Origin of the sequence: Lysobacter sp. 22409 (genome assembly GCF_052045105.1) — a bacterium.
GTDB classification, from domain to species: domain Bacteria; phylum Pseudomonadota; class Gammaproteobacteria; order Xanthomonadales; family Xanthomonadaceae; genus Lysobacter; species Lysobacter antibioticus_B.
Genome location: NZ_JBQEOE010000052.1, coordinates 17,803 through 35,512 on the forward strand (window position 1 = coordinate 17,803; position 17,710 = coordinate 35,512).

At 67.7% G+C, this 17,710-nt stretch carries 13 protein-coding genes; 9 read left to right on the forward strand and 4 right to left on the reverse strand.

The genetic code is table 11. From position 1 onward, the window contains the following. The first annotated feature begins 8 nt into the window (after window positions 1-8). A complete protein-coding gene (mnmG, locus tag ACTJJK_RS20545; RefSeq protein WP_223618851.1) occupies window positions 9-1,898 on the forward strand; it encodes a tRNA uridine-5-carboxymethylaminomethyl(34) synthesis enzyme MnmG in 1,890 nt (629 codons plus the stop codon). 432 nt (window positions 1,899-2,330) lie between these two features. Here the strand turns inward: mnmG and ACTJJK_RS20550 are convergent, their stop codons facing one another. Beyond that, complete coding sequence (locus ACTJJK_RS20550; protein WP_036149523.1) at window positions 2,331-3,920, reverse strand: glucan biosynthesis protein; 1,590 nt, start codon at window positions 3,918-3,920, stop codon at window positions 2,331-2,333. 241 nt (window positions 3,921-4,161) lie between these two features. Here ACTJJK_RS20550 and ACTJJK_RS20555 point away from each other — a divergent pair, with 241 nt between their 5' ends. From ACTJJK_RS20555 to ACTJJK_RS20565, 3 genes are all read left to right on the forward strand, one after another. Continuing rightward, complete coding sequence (locus ACTJJK_RS20555) at window positions 4,162-5,838, forward strand: NAD(P)/FAD-dependent oxidoreductase (protein ID WP_440731128.1); 1,677 nt, start codon at window positions 4,162-4,164, stop codon at window positions 5,836-5,838. Window positions 5,839-6,212: 374 nt separating this feature from the next. After that, on the forward strand, window positions 6,213-8,111 hold the full coding sequence (locus ACTJJK_RS20560) for a M61 family metallopeptidase (protein ID WP_440731129.1): 1,899 nt from the start codon (window positions 6,213-6,215) through the stop codon (window positions 8,109-8,111). 44 nt (window positions 8,112-8,155) lie between these two features. After that, window positions 8,156-8,455 (forward strand): putative quinol monooxygenase, encoded by a 300-nt coding sequence (locus ACTJJK_RS20565; protein ID WP_440731130.1) that lies wholly within the window; start codon window positions 8,156-8,158, stop codon window positions 8,453-8,455. A gap of 6 nt (window positions 8,456-8,461) precedes the next feature. On the opposite strand, the gene ACTJJK_RS20570 is transcribed toward ACTJJK_RS20565, so the two are convergent. Both ACTJJK_RS20570 and ACTJJK_RS20575 read right to left on the reverse strand, forming a co-directional pair. After that, a complete protein-coding gene (locus ACTJJK_RS20570; protein WP_440731131.1) occupies window positions 8,462-9,040 on the reverse strand; it encodes a cytochrome b in 579 nt (192 codons plus the stop codon). Next, on the reverse strand, window positions 9,037-10,131 hold the full coding sequence (locus ACTJJK_RS20575) for a catalase family peroxidase (protein WP_440731132.1): 1,095 nt from the start codon (window positions 10,129-10,131) through the stop codon (window positions 9,037-9,039). Before ACTJJK_RS20575 ends, ACTJJK_RS20570 begins: the two co-directional genes overlap by 4 nt. Window positions 10,132-10,273: 142 nt before the next feature. On the opposite strand from ACTJJK_RS20575, the gene ACTJJK_RS20580 reads away from it, so the two are divergent. Genes ACTJJK_RS20580 through ACTJJK_RS20590 form a run of 3 tightly spaced genes read left to right on the forward strand, consistent with a single transcriptional unit; the run spans window position 10,274 to window position 11,847 of the window. Then, window positions 10,274-10,813 carry a sigma-70 family RNA polymerase sigma factor gene (locus ACTJJK_RS20580; protein WP_440731133.1) on the forward strand — a complete coding sequence of 180 codons (540 nt, stop codon included), beginning with the start codon at window positions 10,274-10,276 and terminating at the stop codon, window positions 10,811-10,813. Further along, a complete protein-coding gene (locus ACTJJK_RS20585; protein ID WP_223618843.1) occupies window positions 10,810-11,580 on the forward strand; it encodes an anti-sigma factor family protein in 771 nt (256 codons plus the stop codon). The genes ACTJJK_RS20580 and ACTJJK_RS20585 overlap by 4 nt, the downstream gene beginning before the upstream one ends. 18 nt (window positions 11,581-11,598) lie before the next feature. Further along, entirely contained in the window at window positions 11,599-11,847 is a 249-nt protein-coding gene (locus ACTJJK_RS20590; protein WP_144436312.1) for a hypothetical protein, read from the forward strand. A gap of 130 nt (window positions 11,848-11,977) precedes the next feature. Here ACTJJK_RS20590 and ACTJJK_RS20595 read toward each other — a convergent pair whose 3' ends face one another. Beyond that, window positions 11,978-15,670 carry an indolepyruvate ferredoxin oxidoreductase family protein gene (locus tag ACTJJK_RS20595; protein ID WP_223618842.1) on the reverse strand — a complete coding sequence of 1,231 codons (3,693 nt, stop codon included), beginning with the start codon at window positions 15,668-15,670 and terminating at the stop codon, window positions 11,978-11,980. A gap of 283 nt (window positions 15,671-15,953) precedes the next feature. Between ACTJJK_RS20595 and ACTJJK_RS20600 the strand changes: the two genes are divergently transcribed. Continuing rightward, window positions 15,954-16,307 carry a hypothetical protein gene (locus ACTJJK_RS20600; RefSeq protein ID WP_223618841.1) on the forward strand — a complete coding sequence of 118 codons (354 nt, stop codon included), beginning with the start codon at window positions 15,954-15,956 and terminating at the stop codon, window positions 16,305-16,307. A gap of 135 nt (window positions 16,308-16,442) precedes the next feature. Continuing rightward, complete coding sequence (locus ACTJJK_RS20605) at window positions 16,443-17,018, forward strand: GNAT family N-acetyltransferase (RefSeq protein ID WP_031373649.1); 576 nt, start codon at window positions 16,443-16,445, stop codon at window positions 17,016-17,018. Window positions 17,019-17,710 lie beyond the last annotated feature (692 nt).

Genomic DNA, 17,710 nt, shown 5'->3' on the forward strand with positions numbered 1-17,710 from the left:
TTGAACCAATGAACGAATCCTTCTTCCAATACGACGTGATCGTGGTCGGCGGCGGCCACGCCGGCACCGAGGCCGCGCTGGCGTCGGCGCGCGCCGGAGCGCGCACTCTGCTGCTGACCCATTCGGTCGAAACGGTCGGGGCGATGAGCTGCAACCCGGCGATCGGCGGCATCGGCAAGGGCCATCTGGTCAAGGAGATCGATGCCCTCGGCGGGATCATGGCGCGTGCGGCCGACGCCGCCGGCATCCAGTGGCGCCGGCTCAACGCCAGCAAGGGCCCGGCAGTGCGGGCCACGCGCTGTCAGGCGGACCGTTCGCTGTATCGCAGCTTCATCCGCCGCGCGGTCGAGGCCCAGCCGAACCTGACCCTGTTCCAGGCCGCGGTCGACGACATCCAGTTCGACGCCGGCCGCGTCACCGGCGTGCTCACCCAGACCGGCCTGCGCTTCGTCGCGCCGGCGGTGGTGCTGACCGCCGGCACCTTCCTCGCCGGCAAGGTCCATGTCGGGCAGACGACTTACGCCGCCGGCCGCGCCGGCGACCCGCCGGCGATCGCCCTGGCCGCGCGCCTGCGCGAAGGCCCGTTCGTGGTCGACCGGCTCAAGACCGGCACGCCGCCGCGCATCGACGGTCGCAGCCTCGACTACTCGGTCATGGAAGAACAGCCGGGCGACGATCCGCGTCCGGTGATGTCCTTCCTGGGCACGCAGGCCGACCATCCGCGTCAGGTGTCGTGCTGGATCACCCACACCTCCGAGCGCACCCACGAGATCATCCGCAGCGCCCTCGACCGCTCGCCGCTGTACACCGGCCAGATCGAAGGCATCGGCCCGCGCTATTGCCCCTCGATCGAGGACAAGGTGGTGCGCTTCGCCGAGAAGGCCAGCCATCAGATCTTCGTCGAGCCCGAAGGCCTGGACGTGGCCGAGATCTACCCGAACGGCATCTCGACCTCGCTGCCGTTCGACGTCCAGCTCGACCTGGTGCGCAGCATCCGCGGCTTCGAGCGCGCCCACATCACCCGCGCCGGCTATGCGATCGAGTACGACTTCTTCGACCCGCGCGGGCTCAAGTCGACTCTGGAGACCAAGGCGGTCGCCGGCCTGTTCTTCGCCGGCCAGATCAACGGCACCACCGGTTATGAGGAGGCTGCTGCGCAGGGCCTGCTGGCCGGCGTCAACGCCGCGCGTTTCGTCGCCGGCCACGAGGGCTGGAGCCCGCGCCGCGATGAGGCCTACATCGGTGTGCTGGTCGACGACCTGATCACCCACGGCACCAGCGAGCCCTATCGCATGTTCACCTCGCGCGCCGAGTACCGGCTGCAGTTGCGCGAGGACAACGCCGACCTGCGCCTGACCGAGACCGGTCGAGGGTTCGGCCTGGTCGACGAATCGCGCTGGGCCGCGTTCGCGCGCAAGCGCGAGGCGATCGAGCGCGAGAGCGCGCGCTTGGCCTCGGTATGGGCGGCGCCGAACAACGCGCTCGGCCGCGAGATCGCGCAGACGCTCGGCATCGAGGTCAGCCGCGAAAGCAGCGCGCGCGATCTGCTCAAGCGTCCGGAAATCAACTACGCCCAACTCATGAGCGTGCCCTCGCTGGGCCCGGCGGTGGCCGAGGCCGAGGTCGCCGAGCAGGTCGAGATCGGGGTCAAGTACGCCGGTTATCTGGACCGTCAGCGCGACGAGATCGAGCGCCAGCAGCGCAACGAGAGCACGCCGATCCCGGGCGAATTCGACTACGCCACGGTGCGTGGCCTGTCGGCGGAAGCGCAGCAGAAGCTGGAGCGCGTGCGCCCGCAGACTGTGGGCCAGGCGCAGCGTATCCCCGGCATGACCCCCGCGGCGATCTCGCTGCTGTTGGTGCACCTGACGCGCGCGCGGCGTGCACGGGTGGCTTGAAAGCAGGGATTGGGGATTTGCGATTCGCCAGGGCAAAAGCTTGAGTGGCGAGAGGGTCGCATGCGTCCGCTGCTCGCGAGGTTCTCGCGAGCTCGAGTAAATCCCCCGGCGCAGCTAGCGCCGTTGTCCGCTGAACGACGTAGGCGCCAGCCCTCTTCTGCGAAGGGGGCGATGTGATTCGCTTGGTCGGGGACTCGGGGACTCGGGGACTCGGGGAATCGGGAATCGGGAATCGGGAATCGGGAATCGGGAATCGGGAATCGGGAATCGGGAATCGGGAATCGGGAATCGGGAATCGGGAATCGGGAATCGGGAATCGGGGTTCCGGATTCGCGGTGGAGCCTGATATCGGAAGCTCGCTGTTGCCGTTCCCCCCTTTGAAAAAGGGGGGTAGGGGGGATTTGCCGTTGCTTCTGCCTTCCGTGCTGCCGCTCAATACAGCTTGCGTTCGCTCTTCGCCGGCGGCGACCACTGGTACAGCCAGGTTTCGCTGAGTGCGCCGCTGGCGTCTTTCAAGAACAGGCGCATGTCGATCTGTTCGGTCGAATCGCCCTGCGGCACGGCGTCGAACATCACCCGGTAGCCACCGATCTCGTGCAGCGGCCGGCACGATACGGTTTCGAGTTTGCCGCGGCCGATCTGCAACACCGGTTCGACGGTCGCATTGCGCTTGGCCAGTTCGGCCAGTGGGCCACCGGCGAAGTCGACGGCGAAGCGCGAGGAGAAATAATCGCGCTTGAAGCCGATGCGGCCGCCCAGGCCGGTGCGGGTGGCCACGCAGTGAGCGAGCTTCGGCGTCGCCGGCGGCATCGCGCCCCAGTACAGGCGATAGCCGAACAGCAGTTCCTGCCCGGGCTGCGGCTTGGCGCGCGGGTTCCAGAACGCGACGATGTTGTCGAAGGACTCGTCGACGGTCGGGATTTCCACCAACTGCACCGAGCCCGCGCCCCAGCCTTGCTTGGGTTCGACCCACAGGCAGGGACGCTTCTCGTAGAACACGCCGTCGTCCTGGTAGTGATCGAAGTTGCGGTCGCGCTGCAGCAGGCCGAAGCCGCGCGGATTTTCGTCGGCGAACATGTTGAAACGCAGTTGCGCCGGGTTGCACAGCGGGCGCCAGATCCATTCGCCGCTGCCGGTCCACATCGCCAGGCCGTCGGTGTCGTGGATCTCCGGACGCCAGTCCCAGTCCATGCGGCGGTCGTTCTCGCCGACCTGGTACATGCTCGTGCACGGGCCGAGGCCCATGCGTTCGATGGTCTTGCGCGGGTACAGCGCGCAATCGATGTCCATCAACAGCACATCGCCGGGAGTGATCGCGAAGCGGTAGGCGCCGGCGATGCTCGGCGAATCGAGCAGCGCATACACCACCAAAGTGTCCGACTGCGGGTTCGGGCGTTCCAGCCAGTAGGCGGTGAAATCCGGGAACTCCTCGGCGCGGCCGGTGCCGGTGTCGATGGCCAGGCCGCGCGCCGACTGGCCGTACTGGCCTTCGCCGCCGACCGCGCGGAAATAGCTCGCGCCGAGGAAGGCGGCGAAGTCGCGCTCGGGGTCTTTGCGGGTGTTGAGGCGGAAGCCGGCGAAACCCAGGTCGGCCGGCAGCGGCTTGCCGTCCAGGCCGCTGCGGGCGCGGTCGAACATCGCCGGGTCGTAGACGATCTCGCGGGCCTGGCCGCCGTCGACTTCGTACATGCGCACGGCCGATTTGAAAAACAGCCCGAGATGGAAGAACTGCCCCAGGAAACGGGTGTCGTCCTGCGCCCACAGGGCGTGGTCGCGGAGGAAGCGGATCGACTGGTACTGGTCCCAGTTCATCGCTTCCACCGCCGGGGGCAAGGTGGTGCTGCGCGGTGCGTAGGCGCGTTCGGCGAGCGCGCGGGCCTGGCCCTTGAGCGCGGCGAAATCGAAGGGCTGGGCCGGGCCGAGCTTGGTCGCGCCGGGCGCGGCCCAGGCGAGCGCCGGCAAGGGCAAACCGAGGGTGGCCAGGGTGCCGGCCGCGGATTTGAGGAACTGGCGTCGGATCATTGGGGGAAGGCGACGTCGTGGCAACAGGACTGAACATGCTAGCCAATAGCGGCGTGGCGTTGGTTATGCCGGCGTTGAGGGGCCCGATCGCCATGGAGGCAGGCCAGCCGCCTTTCGGCTGCCTTTCCCGCCCAGGGGCGAGGGGGCGGAGAGGGCAGCACAGCCGGCGTCGCCAGGGCTTTCGTCGCCCGGCCACGCGCGCCGAAAACCGCCCGCCGCCGAAGCCTCTTAGAATATCGCCATGCTTCGACTCACCGACCTCCGATTGCCGCTGGACCACCCGGCCAGCGCGCTCACCGACGCCATCCTTGCCCGCCTCGGCATCGCCGCGGACGAACTGACCGCCTACACCATCGCCAAGCGCAGCTACGACGCGCGCAAGCGCGGCGGCATCGTGCTGATCTATTCGATCGACGTGGACACGCCGCGCGAGGCCGAGATCCTGCAGCGCCTGCAGGCCGCCGAAACCGCAGCGCTGGCGCAGGATGCGAAGAAGGGCGCGGGCGACGCCGGCAAGGTGCTGCCGACCCCCGACACCGACTACAAGTTCGTCGCCCGCGCGCCGGACGCGCTGCCGCTGCGGCCGATCGTGATCGGCATGGGCCCCTGCGGCCTGTTCGCCGGCCTGATCCTGGCGCAGATGGGCTTCCGCCCGATCATCCTGGAACGCGGCAAGACGGTGCGCGAGCGCACCGTCGACACCTTCGGCCTGTGGCGCAAGCGCGTGCTCAATCCCGAGTCGAACGTGCAGTTCGGCGAGGGCGGCGCCGGCACCTTCTCCGACGGCAAGCTCTACAGCCAGATCAGCGACAAGCTGCATCACGGCCGCAAGGTGTTGACCGAGTTCGTCAAGGCCGGCGCGCCGGAGGAAATCCTCTACGTCAGCAAGCCGCATATCGGCACTTTCCGCCTGGTCTCGATGGTCGAGAACATGCGCGAGACCATCGAATCGCTCGGCGGCGAGATCCGCTTCTCGCAGCGCGTCGAAGACGTGTCGATCGAAGACGGGCAGTTGCGCGGCGTGACCCTCGCCGACGGCGGCGAGTTGCGCGCCGACCATGTCGTGTTCGCGGTCGGCCACAGCGCGCGCGACACCTTCGCGATGCTGCACGAGCGCGGCGTGTTCATGGAGGCCAAGCCGTTCTCGATCGGTTTCCGCATCGAGCACCCGCAATCGCTGATCGACCGCGCCCGTTTCGGGCCGCAGGCCGGCCACGAGATTCTCGGCGCGGCCGACTACAAGCTGGTGCATCACTGCCGCAACGGCCGTTCGGTCTACAGCTTCTGCATGTGCCCCGGCGGCACCGTGGTCGCGGCGGCGAGCGAACCCGGGCGCGTGGTCACCAACGGCATGAGCCAGTACTCGCGCAACGAACGCAATGCCAATGCCGCGATCGTGGTCGGCATCACCCCCGAGGACTACAAGGCCTACGACGCCAGCGGCAGTCCGCTCGCCGGCATCGCCCTGCAGCGGCACTGGGAGGCGCAGGCCTTCACCCTGGGCGGCGGCGAATACGAAGCGCCGGGCCAGACGGTCGGCGATTTCCTCGCCGGGCGACCCTCGACCGCGCTCGGCGCGGTGCAGCCTTCGTACACGCCGGGCGTACGACTCAGCGACCTCAGTGCGTCGTTGCCCGACTACGCGATCGCGGCGATCCGCGAAGCCTTGCCGGCCTTCGACAAGCAGCTCAAGGGCTTCGCCATGCCCGATGCGATGTTGACCGGCGTGGAGACGCGCACGTCGTCGCCGGTGCGCATCACGCGCGGCCCGGACGGCCACAGCCTCAACACCCGCGGCCTGTTCCCGGCCGGCGAAGGCGCGGGCTATGCAGGCGGCATCCTGTCGGCGGCGGTGGACGGCATCAAGACCGCCGAAGCGGTGGCGATGAGCATCATGGCCGGCCTCGGCCGCGCCTGAGACGCGTGTCTTCCAGCCGCGGGCGAGACGGTGGTTGGTTTGTCCGGCGATTCCCCAACCATCATCCCCGCGAAGGCGAGCTCCAGAGACTTCAGCGCAATGCCTCGGTGAAGCCCTGGGTGTTCGGCTCCGCCGAAGTAAAGCGGAGCCAGCCTATGCGGGAACGACGGTAGGTAGGTTTCTAGGCAATTCTCCCAGCCCATCATTCCCGCGAAGGCGGGCCTCCCCGGCCCTATCCCCCGATTGCGCAAGCCATGTGCGCAATCGGTCGACCGCGCCCGGCGGGCCCCGGCCATGCCGAATGGCAGGGGGCAGGGCGGACGCGATGGGTAGGATGCGGAATCCTGTCCGTGTTCGCGTCGCCGGAGTCTTCCATGGTTCGTCCGATCCACGCCGTCCTGCCCCTGCTGATCGCCGCGGCCCTGCCGTTCTTCAACGCGGGCGCCCAGACCGCCGCACCGCGCGACCTGCCTTATCCGGGCACCTTGCAACTCGACGTCGATGCGACCGACCTGGCGCGGCGCGTGCTGCACGTGCGGCAACGCATTCCGGTGCAGCCGGGCGCGCTGACCTTGCTGTTTCCGCAGTGGATCCAGGGCAACCACTCGCCGACCGGACCGATCGACAAGCTCGCCGGTCTGCGCCTGCGCGGCAACGGCCAGACCATCGCCTGGCAGCGCGATCCGCTCGACGTCTATGCCTTCAAGCTGGTCGTGCCCGAGGGCGTGAGCGAGCTGGAGGCGAGCTTCGACATGCTCACCCCCACCGGCGGCAACCAGGGCCGGGTGGTGATGACCGCCGACATGCTCAACGTGCAATGGAACCAGGTCGCGCTGTATCCGGCCGGGTATTACGCGCGCGGCATCCAGATCGTGCCGAGCCTGAAACTGCCGGCCGGTTGGCAGGCGGGCACCGCGCTCGAGCTCGAATCGCGCCAGGGCGACAGTCTGCGTTACCGCGCGGTGCCGTTCGATACGTTGCTCGATTCGCCGGTTTTCGCCGGGCGCCATTTCAAGCAGATCGATCTCGCTCCCGATGCGAAGACGCCGGTGCGCCTGAACGTGGTCGCCGATGCGGCCAAGTACCTGGAAGCCAAGCCCGAGCAGATCAAGCTGCATCGCGAGCTGGTCAGCCAGGCGTTCAAATTGTTCGGCTCGCGTCCGTTCGACCGCTACGATTTCCTGTTCTCACTGTCGGGCCAGATGAGCGGCATCGGCCTGGAGCATCACCGCTCCAGCGAGAACGGCCTCGACGTCGACTACTTCACCGGCTGGGACGGCGGCAGCGCCATCAGCCGCGATCTGCTCGCGCACGAATTCGCCCACTCCTGGAACGGCAAGTACCGTCGCCCGGGCGGTATCGCCGCGCCCAACTTCAACGTTCCGCTCAGCGACAGCCTGCTTTGGGTCTACGAAGGCCAGACCCAGTACTGGGGTTACGTGCTGACCGCGCGCTCGGGGCTGTGGAAGCCGGAACTCGCGCGCGAAGCGCTGGCGCAGGTCGCCGCGCGCTACAGCCACGACCGTCCGGGCCTGGCCTGGCGCGCCTTGCAGGACACGACCTACGACCCGGTCATCGCCCAGCGCCGGCCCAAGTCGTATACCAGCTATCAGCTCAGCGAGGATTACTACCAGGGCGGGCAACTGGTGTGGCTGGCGGTCGACGCCAAGCTGCGCGCGCTCAGCGGCGACAAGCGTTCGCTCGACGACTTCGCCCGCGCCTTCTTCGCCGGCGAGAACGGCGACTACCAGGTCAGGCCCTACGAGTTCGAGGACGTGGTCGCCGCGCTCAACGGCGTTGCCGCCTTCGACTGGGCCGCGTTCCTGCGCGAGCGCGTCGACGGCAATGCGCCGCCGGTCGACGGTCTGGCCGCGAGCGGTTGGAAGCTGGTGTTCACCGACACGCCCGGCGAGTTCCAGAAACTTGCCGAGGGCGAACGCAAGGCCGTCGATCTCACTTATTCGCTCGGCATGAGCGTGTCGAGCGGAGATTCCTCGGTGGTCAGCGTACGTTGGGACGGCCCCGCCTTCGACGCCGGCATCGCCCCGGGCAACAGCGTGCTCGCGGTCAACGGTTATGCGAGCAGCGGCGAGCGGCTCAAGGACGCGGTCACCGCGGCCAAGGACAGTCAGCACCCGATCGAGTTGCTGATCAAGAACGGCGATGCCATCAAGACCGTGCGCATCGACTACCGCGAAGGCTTGAAGTACCCGAAGCTGGAACGCATCGACGGCACGCCGGATCGGCTGTCGAAGATCTACGCGCCGAGGTAGGGCGATACTTCGGCATCGTCGACGTTCAGGAGGAGACCCAAACCATGTACGGATTGATCGGCAAGATGAAAGCCGCCGCCGGCCAGCGCGATGCCCTGATCGCTATCCTGCTCGACGGCATCGACGCCATGCCCGGCTGCCTCAGCTACGTCGTCGCGCGCGACCCCAAGGACGCCGACGCGATCTGGATCAGCGAAGCCTGGGACAGCCAGGACAGCCATCGCGCTTCGTTGGCCTTGCCGTCGGTGCAAGCCGCGATCGCGAAGGCGAAACCGATCATCGCCAGTTTCGACGAATACCACGAGACCGAGCCGGTCGGCGGCCACGGCCTGGGCGGCGGCTGAAGCCGGTCAGTCCGTGGCCTGCGACGGTGGCGGCGTTTCCGCTGCCGCGCGCCGTCGCCACAACATGCTGCGCAGCACGCCGTCGCGGCGGATCAGGCCGTGGTACAGCGCCGCCGTGCCGTGCATCAGGATCAAGCCGAACAGCGAATACGCCAGCACCCGATGCAGCCAGCGCAGGCGGGCGAACCAGTCGGCGTCGAACGGCGCGATCGCCGGCAGGCGCAGGCTGTCGCTCAGCATGACCGGATAACCACCGGCCGAGAGCATCGCCCAGCCGACCAGCGGCAAGGCCAGCATCAGCGCGTACAGCAGCCAATGCGAAGTCTGCGCGGCGATGCGTTGCAACGCCGGAAGATCGGCCGGCAACGGCGGCGGCGCGCGCCACAGGCGCAGGATCAAACGCAGCGTCGCCAGCACCAGGATCGCCGCGCCGAGCGGCTTGTGCAGCGCCAGCAACCAACTGTGCCGCGCCGAGACGCTGGCGACCATGCCCACGCCGACGAACAACATGGTCAGGACCATCGCCGCCATCAGCCAATGCAGCACGCGGGCGGGCCACCAGAACAATTCGGTATCGCGATTCATGGCGCTCGCTCCTGTGCGTGAGCGGTGGCGCCGCCGGCCTGCTCGGCGGTGCGGCGACGATAGGATTCGGCATAGGCCGACGAGCGCGCCGGCAGCAGCGGGTCGTCGGACGCGGCGATGCCCGCCGGCAGGATCAGCGGATCGAAGTTGATGTCGCGGCACGCGCCGTGGTCTTGCGATTCGCTGCGTTCGATCACCACCGTGCCGGCGTCGATCTCGACACGATCCTGCGGCCAGATCCGGGTCGCATCGGCGGTCGGGTCGCCGGCCTGGCCCAGGGTCACCAACAGGCGCCAACGCAGCGGGCCTTGCGCCAAGCGTCGGCTCAACTCGCCGTCGAGGTAATCCTGCGGTGGCGGCACGGGCGCGTTGCCCGCAGGGCGGTTGTCGGCGGCGACGCGCCAGCGCACCGCCTGGCGCGTGCCGGCGGCATCGATGAAGTAGAACGCGTTGAGGCCGTAGTAGCTTTCGGTGGCGTAGCTCGCCGACGGCTTGTGGTTCTTGGCCCAGGCGCGGAAGGCCGCGGTTTCCGGATGCGCGGCGAAGAACGCGGCCTGCTTGGCCGGGTCGGGCTTGCCGGTGGCGGGATCGGGCCGGCCCGCCGCCAGTTGCTCGTAGAACGCCTGCGGCGTGGCGACCGGAAACACTGGCATGCTGTTCATGCCGGTGCGCCACTGCTGGCCGTCGGCCTGGGTCAGGCGCAGGGCGAGGCTGCGGATGGGCACACCGAAATCCGGCGCATGCGGGTTGCCGCCGGGAATCGCGAAGCGGCCGACCAGGGGCGTGCGGCCGGGCGCGAACAAGGCCGCCTTCGAATACCGGGCGGCGCTGCCGTTGCTGTCGAAATGGCCGATCACACAGACGCCCTTGGCGTGGTTGCGGCGATAGCCCGGATGCAGGCCGCCGTTGACCTGCAGGCGGTCGACGATGCGTTGCGGGGTGAGCCGGTGCGGGTCGAGCCAACCGCCGACATAGCCGAACGCGGCGGCGACGCCGGTCACGGCGGCGGCGATCAGGGTCCAGCGTGCGAGCGGGAAGGGCGGTCGACGGGGGCGGTCGGACGGGTCGGGCGGTGGCGTGGGCGAGGACATGCGGGCGCTCGGGTTGGGGAGGCGGGGCGGGGTTCTCTGGGTACGACGCGCGCCGGCGGGGTTTATTCCCTGGGGCGCGGAATAAACTGCGGCCAGCGGCGTCCCATTTAGAGATTCCCCGACCTGCCTCCACGGACCGCCCATGCCCGCCAGCGACATCGACAGCGCCCTGCGCGAACAACTGCCCTCGCTGCGGCGGTTCGCGCGCTGGCTCGCCCGCGATCCGCATGCCGCCGACGACCTGGTCCAGGCCGCGCTGGAACGGGCGATTTCCGCTTGGAGCAAACGCCGCGATGCGCAGGCGTTGCGGCCGTGGCTGTTCGCGATCGTGTACCGCCAATTCCTCGACGGCCAACGCCGCTCGCAACGTTATGCCGGTCTGTTGTCGCGGCTCGGCATCTCCCACGACAGCCAACCCTCGGCCGAGCGCGAAGTCCTCGCGCGTTCTACACTGGAAGCGATGCAGCGCCTGCCGGTCGAACAACGCAGCCTGCTGTTGTGGGTTTCGGTCGAGGGACTCAGCTACCAGGAAGTCGCCGACATTCTGCAGGTGCCCATCGGCACGGTCATGTCGCGTTTGTCGCGCGCACGCGACGCTCTGCGCCGGCTCAGCGACGGCGAAATCCCGGCGTCGCCGCTGAGATTGTTGAAGACGCCTGCCGCAACGAAGTCGACCCCATGATCACCACGCCGAGCGAGTACGAAATCCACGCCTATGTCGACGGCCTGCTCGACGGCGAGCGCCGCGCCGCGTTCGAGGCCTGGCTTGCGCAGCATCCCGAACGCGCCGCCGAGATCCAGGCCTGGCAGCGCGATGCGCAACTGCTGCGCGCGGCGCTGGCCGGCGAAACCGTGGCGGCGCCGGCCGGGCCCGATCCGGCGCGCCTGGACCCCATGCGCCTGCGTGCCGGCCTCGCGCGTCGGCGCAACGCGCGCTACGCGATGGCCGCGGCGGTGCTGTTGAGTCTCGGCGTCGGCGGCATCGGCGGATGGCAGGCGCGCGACTGGCGCGGCACCGCGCCGGCGGCGGCGGCGATGGCGCCGATGGGCGATGCGATCCAGGCGCACCGTTTGTTCGCCTCGCGCCACGATCTGCGGCCCGATCGGGCGGCGCGCGGCGGCGACCTGCAAGGCTGGCTCGATACGAATTTCCGCGAACCGATGCGCCTGCCCGATCTGAGCGGGGCGGGGTTCCGCCAGGTTGGCGCACGCCTGCTTGCGACTGAACAGGGCGCGGCCGCCCTGGTCGTCTACGAAGACGCCGGCGGTAACGCAATCAGCTTCTATATCCGGCCGCCGGGCCCGCGCCGCCACCTGCTGCCGCGCGGCGACCGCCGCGACGGCGACTTGCTCACACAGTACTGGTCGCGCGGGGGGTACAACTATGCGATGGTGAGCAGCGGGGAATCGGCGGATGTTGTCAGGCGCGCGCTGGATGGCGCGATCTGACAGAACTCAGGAAAGGCCATGACGATGATCTCTACGGATATGCAGGAAACGCGCAACGCGTTCGGAACGTTTCTACGCTCGTTGGCGGAAGGCATGGCGACGCAGCAGGACTGGCGCCGCTTCACGATCGCGCACTATCACGATCCCACTCTGGAAGCGGCGCGGATCGAACTGGTCCGCGCCTCGCAGCACGAATCGGAAATGCCGACCGAGTCGTCGAAGGTGCAGGACCTGGCGAGCGAGATCGATCGCCGCTTCAGCAGCTGAAAAACCATAAGCCTTCGCCATAAGCCGTCGCCATAAGTCTTCATCGGTGCGATGAAGGTCGTACGTCAAGCAGGTTCGCGCAACAAAAAAGCCCCGCATGCGGGGCTTTTTGTTTTCATGCCGGCGAGCTTCAGGCCGCTTGCACGATCCGCAAGGGATTGCGGTATTCCTTCAGCAACTCGGCCTCGCGCTCCTTGGCCTTGTGCAGGTGCGCTTCCTTGACGTGGCCGTAGCCGCGGATGTGCTCGGGGACGCTGGCGATCTCGGCGGCCAGATCGACGTTGCCGCCGTCCAGGGTCGCCAGCAGGCCGGTCACGGTCTGCTCGTAGTCGGCGATCAGCTGGCGCTCCATCTTGCGCTCTTCGGTGTAACCGAAGATGTCGAGCTTGCTGCCGCGCAGCTTGCGCAACTTCGCCATCCACTTGAACGCGGTGAACACCCAGGGGCCGAATTCCTGCTTGATCAGACGGCCCTGGTCGTCCTTCTTGGCCAGCAACGGCGGGGCGAGGTGGAACTTGAGCTTGTAGTCGCCGTCGAACTGCTGCTCCAGCTTGCGCTGGAAATCGCCGCTGGTGTACAGGCGCGCCACTTCGTACTCGTCCTTGTAGGCCATCAGCTTGAACGAATAACGCGCGACTGCCTCGGCCAGATCGGTCGAGCCCGGCGCCTTGGCCTGCTCGGCTGCGCGCACCTTGGCGACGAAGTCGGCGTAACGCTTGGCGTAGTTCGCGTCCTGGTATTCGGTGAGGAAGGCGATGCGGCGCGAGATCAGTTCGTCGAGCGAACGCGACAGGCGCAGGTCGTCGAGCGGCAGGAAGGCGACGTTGTCGCTGTCGGCGTTCGCAGGCACATGCCGCAGTTCGTCTTCGTTGCGGGTCGCGCGCGGGGCCGAGGTCGCGCCCCATTCGTTGCCTTCCCATTCGCCCGGCGCCAGGTGCGGCAGGGCGTGCGGCGTCGCTTCGGCGGCGGTCGGCGCGTTGCGCACCAAGCCGGCGGCCTCGGCGACCGCCTTCGGGTCGATCGCGGCCAGGCGGCCCCAGGCGAACGCGGTCTTGTTCATCTCGATCGCGGCGCCGTTGAGCTCGACCGCGCGCATCAGCGCATCGAACGAGATCGGCACCAGCGCGCGCTGCCAGGCGTAGCCGAGGATGAACAGATTAGTCGCGATAGCGTCGCCGAGCAGCGCGGTGGCGAGCTGAGTGGCGTCGACCAGCAGCGGCTCTTCGCCGCCCAGCGCCTGGCGCACCGCGGCGACGATGTCGGCGGCGGGGAACTGCATGTCCGGTCGGGTGGTGAAGGTGCCCGGCATCGCTTCGTAGGTGTTGAGCACGACCGCGCTGCGGCCGGCGCGCACCTTCGACAGCGCCCAGTAGTCGTTGACCACGACCATGTCGCAGCCCAGCACCAGGTCGGCTTCGCCCGCGGCGATGCGCACGGCGTGGATGTCGGCCGGAGTCTTGGCGATGCGGATGTGGGTGGTGACCGCGCCGCCCTTCTGGGCCAGACCGGTCTGGTCGAGCACGCTCGCGCCCTTGCCTTCCAGATGGCCGGCCATGCCGAGCAGGGCGCCGATCGTCACCACGCCGGTGCCGCCGACGCCGGTGATGAGGATGTTCCAGGGCGTGTCGAGCGCCGGCAACTGCGGCGCCGGCAGGTTCTGCAGGCGGTCCTTGGCCGAGGAGCCTTTCTTCTTCTTGAGTCCGCCGCCTTCGACGGTGACGAAGCTCGGGCAGAAGCCGTTGACGCAGGAATAGTCCTTGTTGCAGTTCGACTGGTCGATCTCGCGCTTGCGGCCGAACTCGGTTTCCTTCGGCAGCACCGAGACGCAGAACGACTTCTTGCCGCAGTCGCCGCAGCCTTCGCAGACCAGGGTGTTGACCATCACGCGCTTCTGCGGGTCGACCATCTTGCCGCGCTTGCGGCGGCGGCGCTTCTCGGTCGCGCAGGTCTGGTCGAAGATCAGCACGCTGGTGCCCTTGACCTCGCGCAGGCGCTTTTGCACCGCGTCGAGTTCCTTGCGGTCATGGAACTCCATGTCGCTGGGGAAGATCTCGCGCTTGTTCCACTTGGCGATGTCGTCCGACAGCAGGACGATGGTGTGCACGCCTTCCGAACGCACCTGGTGGGCGATCTGCGGCACCGACAGGGTGCCGTCGACGGGCTGGCCGCCGGTCATCGCGACCGCGTCGTTGTAGAGGATCTTGTAGGTGATGTTGACGCCGGTGGCGACCGACTGGCGGATCGCCAGAGAGCCGCTGTGGAAATAGGTGCCGTCGCCGAGGTTCTGGAACACGTGTTCGGTGTCGGTGAATGCCGATTGGCCCGACCAGGTCACGCCTTCGCCGCCCATGTGGGTGAAGGTGTTGGTGTCGCGGTCCATCCAGGTGACCATGTAGTGGCAGCCGATGCCGCCGAGCGCGCGCGAGCCCTCCGGCACCACGGTCGAGGTGTTGTGCGGGCAGCCCGAGCAGTAATGCGGCACGCGCGGGAACGAGGCGCGCGGCAGGGCGAGTTCGCTTTCCTTCTCGGCCATCCAGCGCAGCACGTTCTCCATGTGCTCGGAGTTGTGGAAGCGCTGGATGCGGCGCGCGATCACGCCGGCGATGCGGGCCGGGGTCAGCTCGCCGGTCGAGGGCAGGATCCACTCGCCGCTCTCGTCGTACTTGCCTACGATCGACGGACGGCGCTCGCCGTCCCAGTTGTACATCGATTCCTTCATCTGGCTTTCGATGAAGGCGTGTTTCTCCTCGACCACCAGGATGTCGTCGAGGCCGCGCGCGAACGCGCGCAGGCCGACCGGCTCCAGCGGCCAGGTCATGCCGACCTTGTAGACGCGGATGCCGAGGTCGGAGCAGGCGCGTTCGTCCAGGCCGAGGTATTCCAGCGCCTGCAGCACGTCGAGGTAGCTCTTGCCGGTGGTGATGATGCCCAGGCGCGCGTTCGGCGAATCGATCACGGTGCGGTCGATGCCGTTAGCGCGGGCGAAAGCCTGCGCGGCCTTCACCGCGTACTGGTGCAGGCGCATCTCCTGGTCCATCGGCGGATCCGGCCAGCGGATGCTCAGGCCGCCCGGCGGCATGACGAAGTCGTCGGGGGTGACGATCTGCAGCGCCAGCGGATTGACGTCGACCGAAGCCGAGGACTCGACGGTTTCGGCGATGGTCTTGAAGCCGACCCAGCGCCCGGTGAAGCGCGACATGGCCCAGCCGATCAGGCCCATGTCGAGGATGTCCTGCACGCCGGCCGGGTTCAGGATCGGCATCATCGCGCTGGTGAACTCGCCTTCCGAGCCGTGCGGCAGGGTCGAGGAGCGGCAGGCGTGGTCGTCCGCGGCCAGGGCCAGGACGCCGCCGTACTTGCTGGTGCCGGCGGCATTGGCGTGCTTGAACACGTCGCCGGTGCGGTCCACGCCGGGGCCCTTGCCGTACCACATGCCGTACACGCCCTCGACCTTGGCGCCGGGGAACAGGTTGGTCTGCTGGGTGCCCCAGACCATGGTCGCGCCCAAGTCCTCGTTGAGGCCCGGGGTGAACTTCACCCCCGAGGCTTCCAGGTACTTGCGCGCGCGCCACAGCTCCAGGTCGAAACCGCCCAGCGGCGAGCCGCGGTAGCCGGAGATGAAGCCGGCGGTATTGAGGCCGGCGGCCTGATCGCGCAGCCGCTGCATCAGCGGCAGGCGCACCAGCGCCTGCACGCCGCTCAGGTAGATGCGGCCTTCCTGACGGGTGTACTTGTGATCGAGCGAATAGTCCGTATCGAGGACGCTGTTGGTCAGGTCGGTATTCGCCGACGAAGGCGAGCTGAGTTCTGCGGTGCTGGTCATGGGCGGGCTCTCGCGGCGGTGCCGCGGGTTGGCTGGCGGGGCGGGACGGCATCCCGGCCGGGACGGCGGTGGCGCGCCGGGGCCCGAGCAAAGACTCGGAATTATAGCCTTTAGGCCCAATCGCGCCGTGAGCCGGGCGGTAAGCCCGAACGAGTGTGACGGTCGGCGCGGCCGTCGTGCCGGCGTACCTGGGCGTATTGCCGGGGAGATTGACGGATGCTGCGCCGTTCAGCAGCATCGCGCGGCTTCGAGCCTCGTCGTCGGGCGCCCATCCGGAGAGCCCGTGGCTCAAGACCTTTACTGCTGGCGCTGCGACCGCGTCGTGCCGATGCTGACCGAACCCGAATGGGAGCGGATGGCGCCGGCCCTCGACGAGGCCGTCGCCGAAGTGCAGCGCTACCGCGTCTCGACCGCGAGCTCGCTGCAGGCCGCCTTGGCCCAGCCCCACGGCCGCGACGCGCTCAAGCTGTACTACCGGATGACCGGGCAGCTCGAAACCAAGCCCGACGCCATCCGTCACCATCGCCTGTCCCTGTACGGCCCGCCGTGCGCGCATTGCGGCAAGCCGCTGCGCACGCCGCGCGCGAGTCACTGCGTCGCCTGCGGTGCGATGCGGGCCGAGGCTGCGGCCGAGTAGTGCCGGATCGGTTCGAGTGTCGCCACCGCGTCGATTTCGATGGTCGGATCGCGATGATCGCCGCCGGTGATCGCCGAGTCCCAAGATGCGGGGCCACGTTTGAGAGCCGCATCGCCGAACAGTTACAGTCGGGTGATGACCGCCTTCGACCAAGTCACCCTGACCACGCAACGCCTGTTGTTGCGACCGCTCGCCGCCGCCGATGCTGGCGCCCTGATGGCGATCTATGCCGATCCCGAAGTGATGCGCTACGGCAGCTCGCCGCCCTGGGATTCGATCGAGAAAGCCGATGCGCAGATCGTCCGCGACCGCGAGGCGATGGCCGCCGGCCATTTCCTGCGCCTGGGCCTGCAGCGGGTCGACGACGGCGCGCTGATCGGCACCTGCACATTGTTCAATCTCGACCCGCCGTGCCGGCGCGCCGAGATCGGCTATGCCCTGGCCGTGTCGGCCTGGTCGCGCGGCTACATGCGCGAAGCCCTGCCGGCGCTGATCGATTTCGGTTTCGAGGCGATGGACCTCAACCGCATTGAAGCCGACATCGACCCGCGCAACACCGCCTCGACCAAGAGCATCGAGCGACAGGGGTTCGTACGCGAGGGCTATCTGCGCGAGCGCTGGATCGTGCAGGGGGTGTTTTCAGATACGGCCTTGTATGCGCTGTTGCGCAGCGATTGGCAGGCGCAGCGTCGCAAGGCGGCTTCGGGGTAGGGGGCGATCGCGCTTCTCATGTTCGCACCGTCGCTCCATGTGACCCCAGGGTAGGAGCGACGTAAGTCGCGACCGTGTTGCTTCGACCCCGCGACGCTAGCCAAGATACTCTGTAGGAGCGGCGTAAGCCGCGACCGCGTCCTCTCATTCTCGCGTTGTCACTTCGTATCGTGTCAGGGTAGGAGCGACGCAAGTCGCGACCGCGTTGCTTCGGTCTTGCGACGCTGCTTGGTCCAGGCGATTTTTTTGCCGTTGCCGTTGCCGTTGCCGTTGCCGTTGCTGTGTGCAGCTTCGCACTAGCGAAGGCGATAGAAGACCCGGAGGGCGGCGCGCAGGGGTGCGGGCCGTTTTTCATCGGGACATGGATGTCCCGTATGAAAAATCCCAGCGTCGGCACCGTTCGTGCGGGCTTGTGATTCACAGAAAAGCATTTTTCTTTGGTTATCTTTCTTTTGTTGCTTATGACAAAAGAAAGTAACCCGCCGCTTTAGTGGCGGAAGCTCTTATCGTTTGATTTTGATATCGCTCGATTGTTCGATGCGCCGCAAGACCTTCGCAGCGCGGTCGCGACTTGCGTCGCTCCTACAGGGGAAGGATTCGCGACGTATCCTTCTTCAAGCAAGTGCAGAGCTTCCGTCCGCTAACGCGGCCGGGTTACTTTCTTTTGCTAAGCCCAAAAGAAAAGTAACCAA

What these genes read in the sequence shown, in the direction of transcription:
- mnmG (WP_223618851.1), top strand. Translation starts at nt 9, where the DNA reads ATGAACGAATCCTTCTTCCAATACGACGTGATCGTGGTCGGCGGCGGC.
- ACTJJK_RS20550 (WP_036149523.1), bottom strand. Translation starts at nt 3,920, where the DNA reads ATGATCCGACGCCAGTTCCTCAAATCCGCGGCCGGCACCCTGGCCACC.
- ACTJJK_RS20555 (WP_440731128.1), top strand. Translation starts at nt 4,162, where the DNA reads ATGCTTCGACTCACCGACCTCCGATTGCCGCTGGACCACCCGGCCAGC.
- ACTJJK_RS20560 (WP_440731129.1), top strand. Translation starts at nt 6,213, where the DNA reads ATGGTTCGTCCGATCCACGCCGTCCTGCCCCTGCTGATCGCCGCGGCC.
- ACTJJK_RS20565 (WP_440731130.1), top strand. Translation starts at nt 8,156, where the DNA reads ATGTACGGATTGATCGGCAAGATGAAAGCCGCCGCCGGCCAGCGCGAT.
- ACTJJK_RS20570 (WP_440731131.1), bottom strand. Translation starts at nt 9,040, where the DNA reads ATGAATCGCGATACCGAATTGTTCTGGTGGCCCGCCCGCGTGCTGCAT.
- ACTJJK_RS20575 (WP_440731132.1), bottom strand. Translation starts at nt 10,131, where the DNA reads ATGTCCTCGCCCACGCCACCGCCCGACCCGTCCGACCGCCCCCGTCGA.
- ACTJJK_RS20580 (WP_440731133.1), top strand. Translation starts at nt 10,274, where the DNA reads ATGCCCGCCAGCGACATCGACAGCGCCCTGCGCGAACAACTGCCCTCG.
- ACTJJK_RS20585 (WP_223618843.1), top strand. Translation starts at nt 10,810, where the DNA reads ATGATCACCACGCCGAGCGAGTACGAAATCCACGCCTATGTCGACGGC.
- ACTJJK_RS20590 (WP_144436312.1), top strand. Translation starts at nt 11,599, where the DNA reads ATGACGATGATCTCTACGGATATGCAGGAAACGCGCAACGCGTTCGGA.
- ACTJJK_RS20595 (WP_223618842.1), bottom strand. Translation starts at nt 15,670, where the DNA reads ATGACCAGCACCGCAGAACTCAGCTCGCCTTCGTCGGCGAATACCGAC.
- ACTJJK_RS20605 (WP_031373649.1), top strand. Translation starts at nt 16,443, where the DNA reads ATGACCGCCTTCGACCAAGTCACCCTGACCACGCAACGCCTGTTGTTG.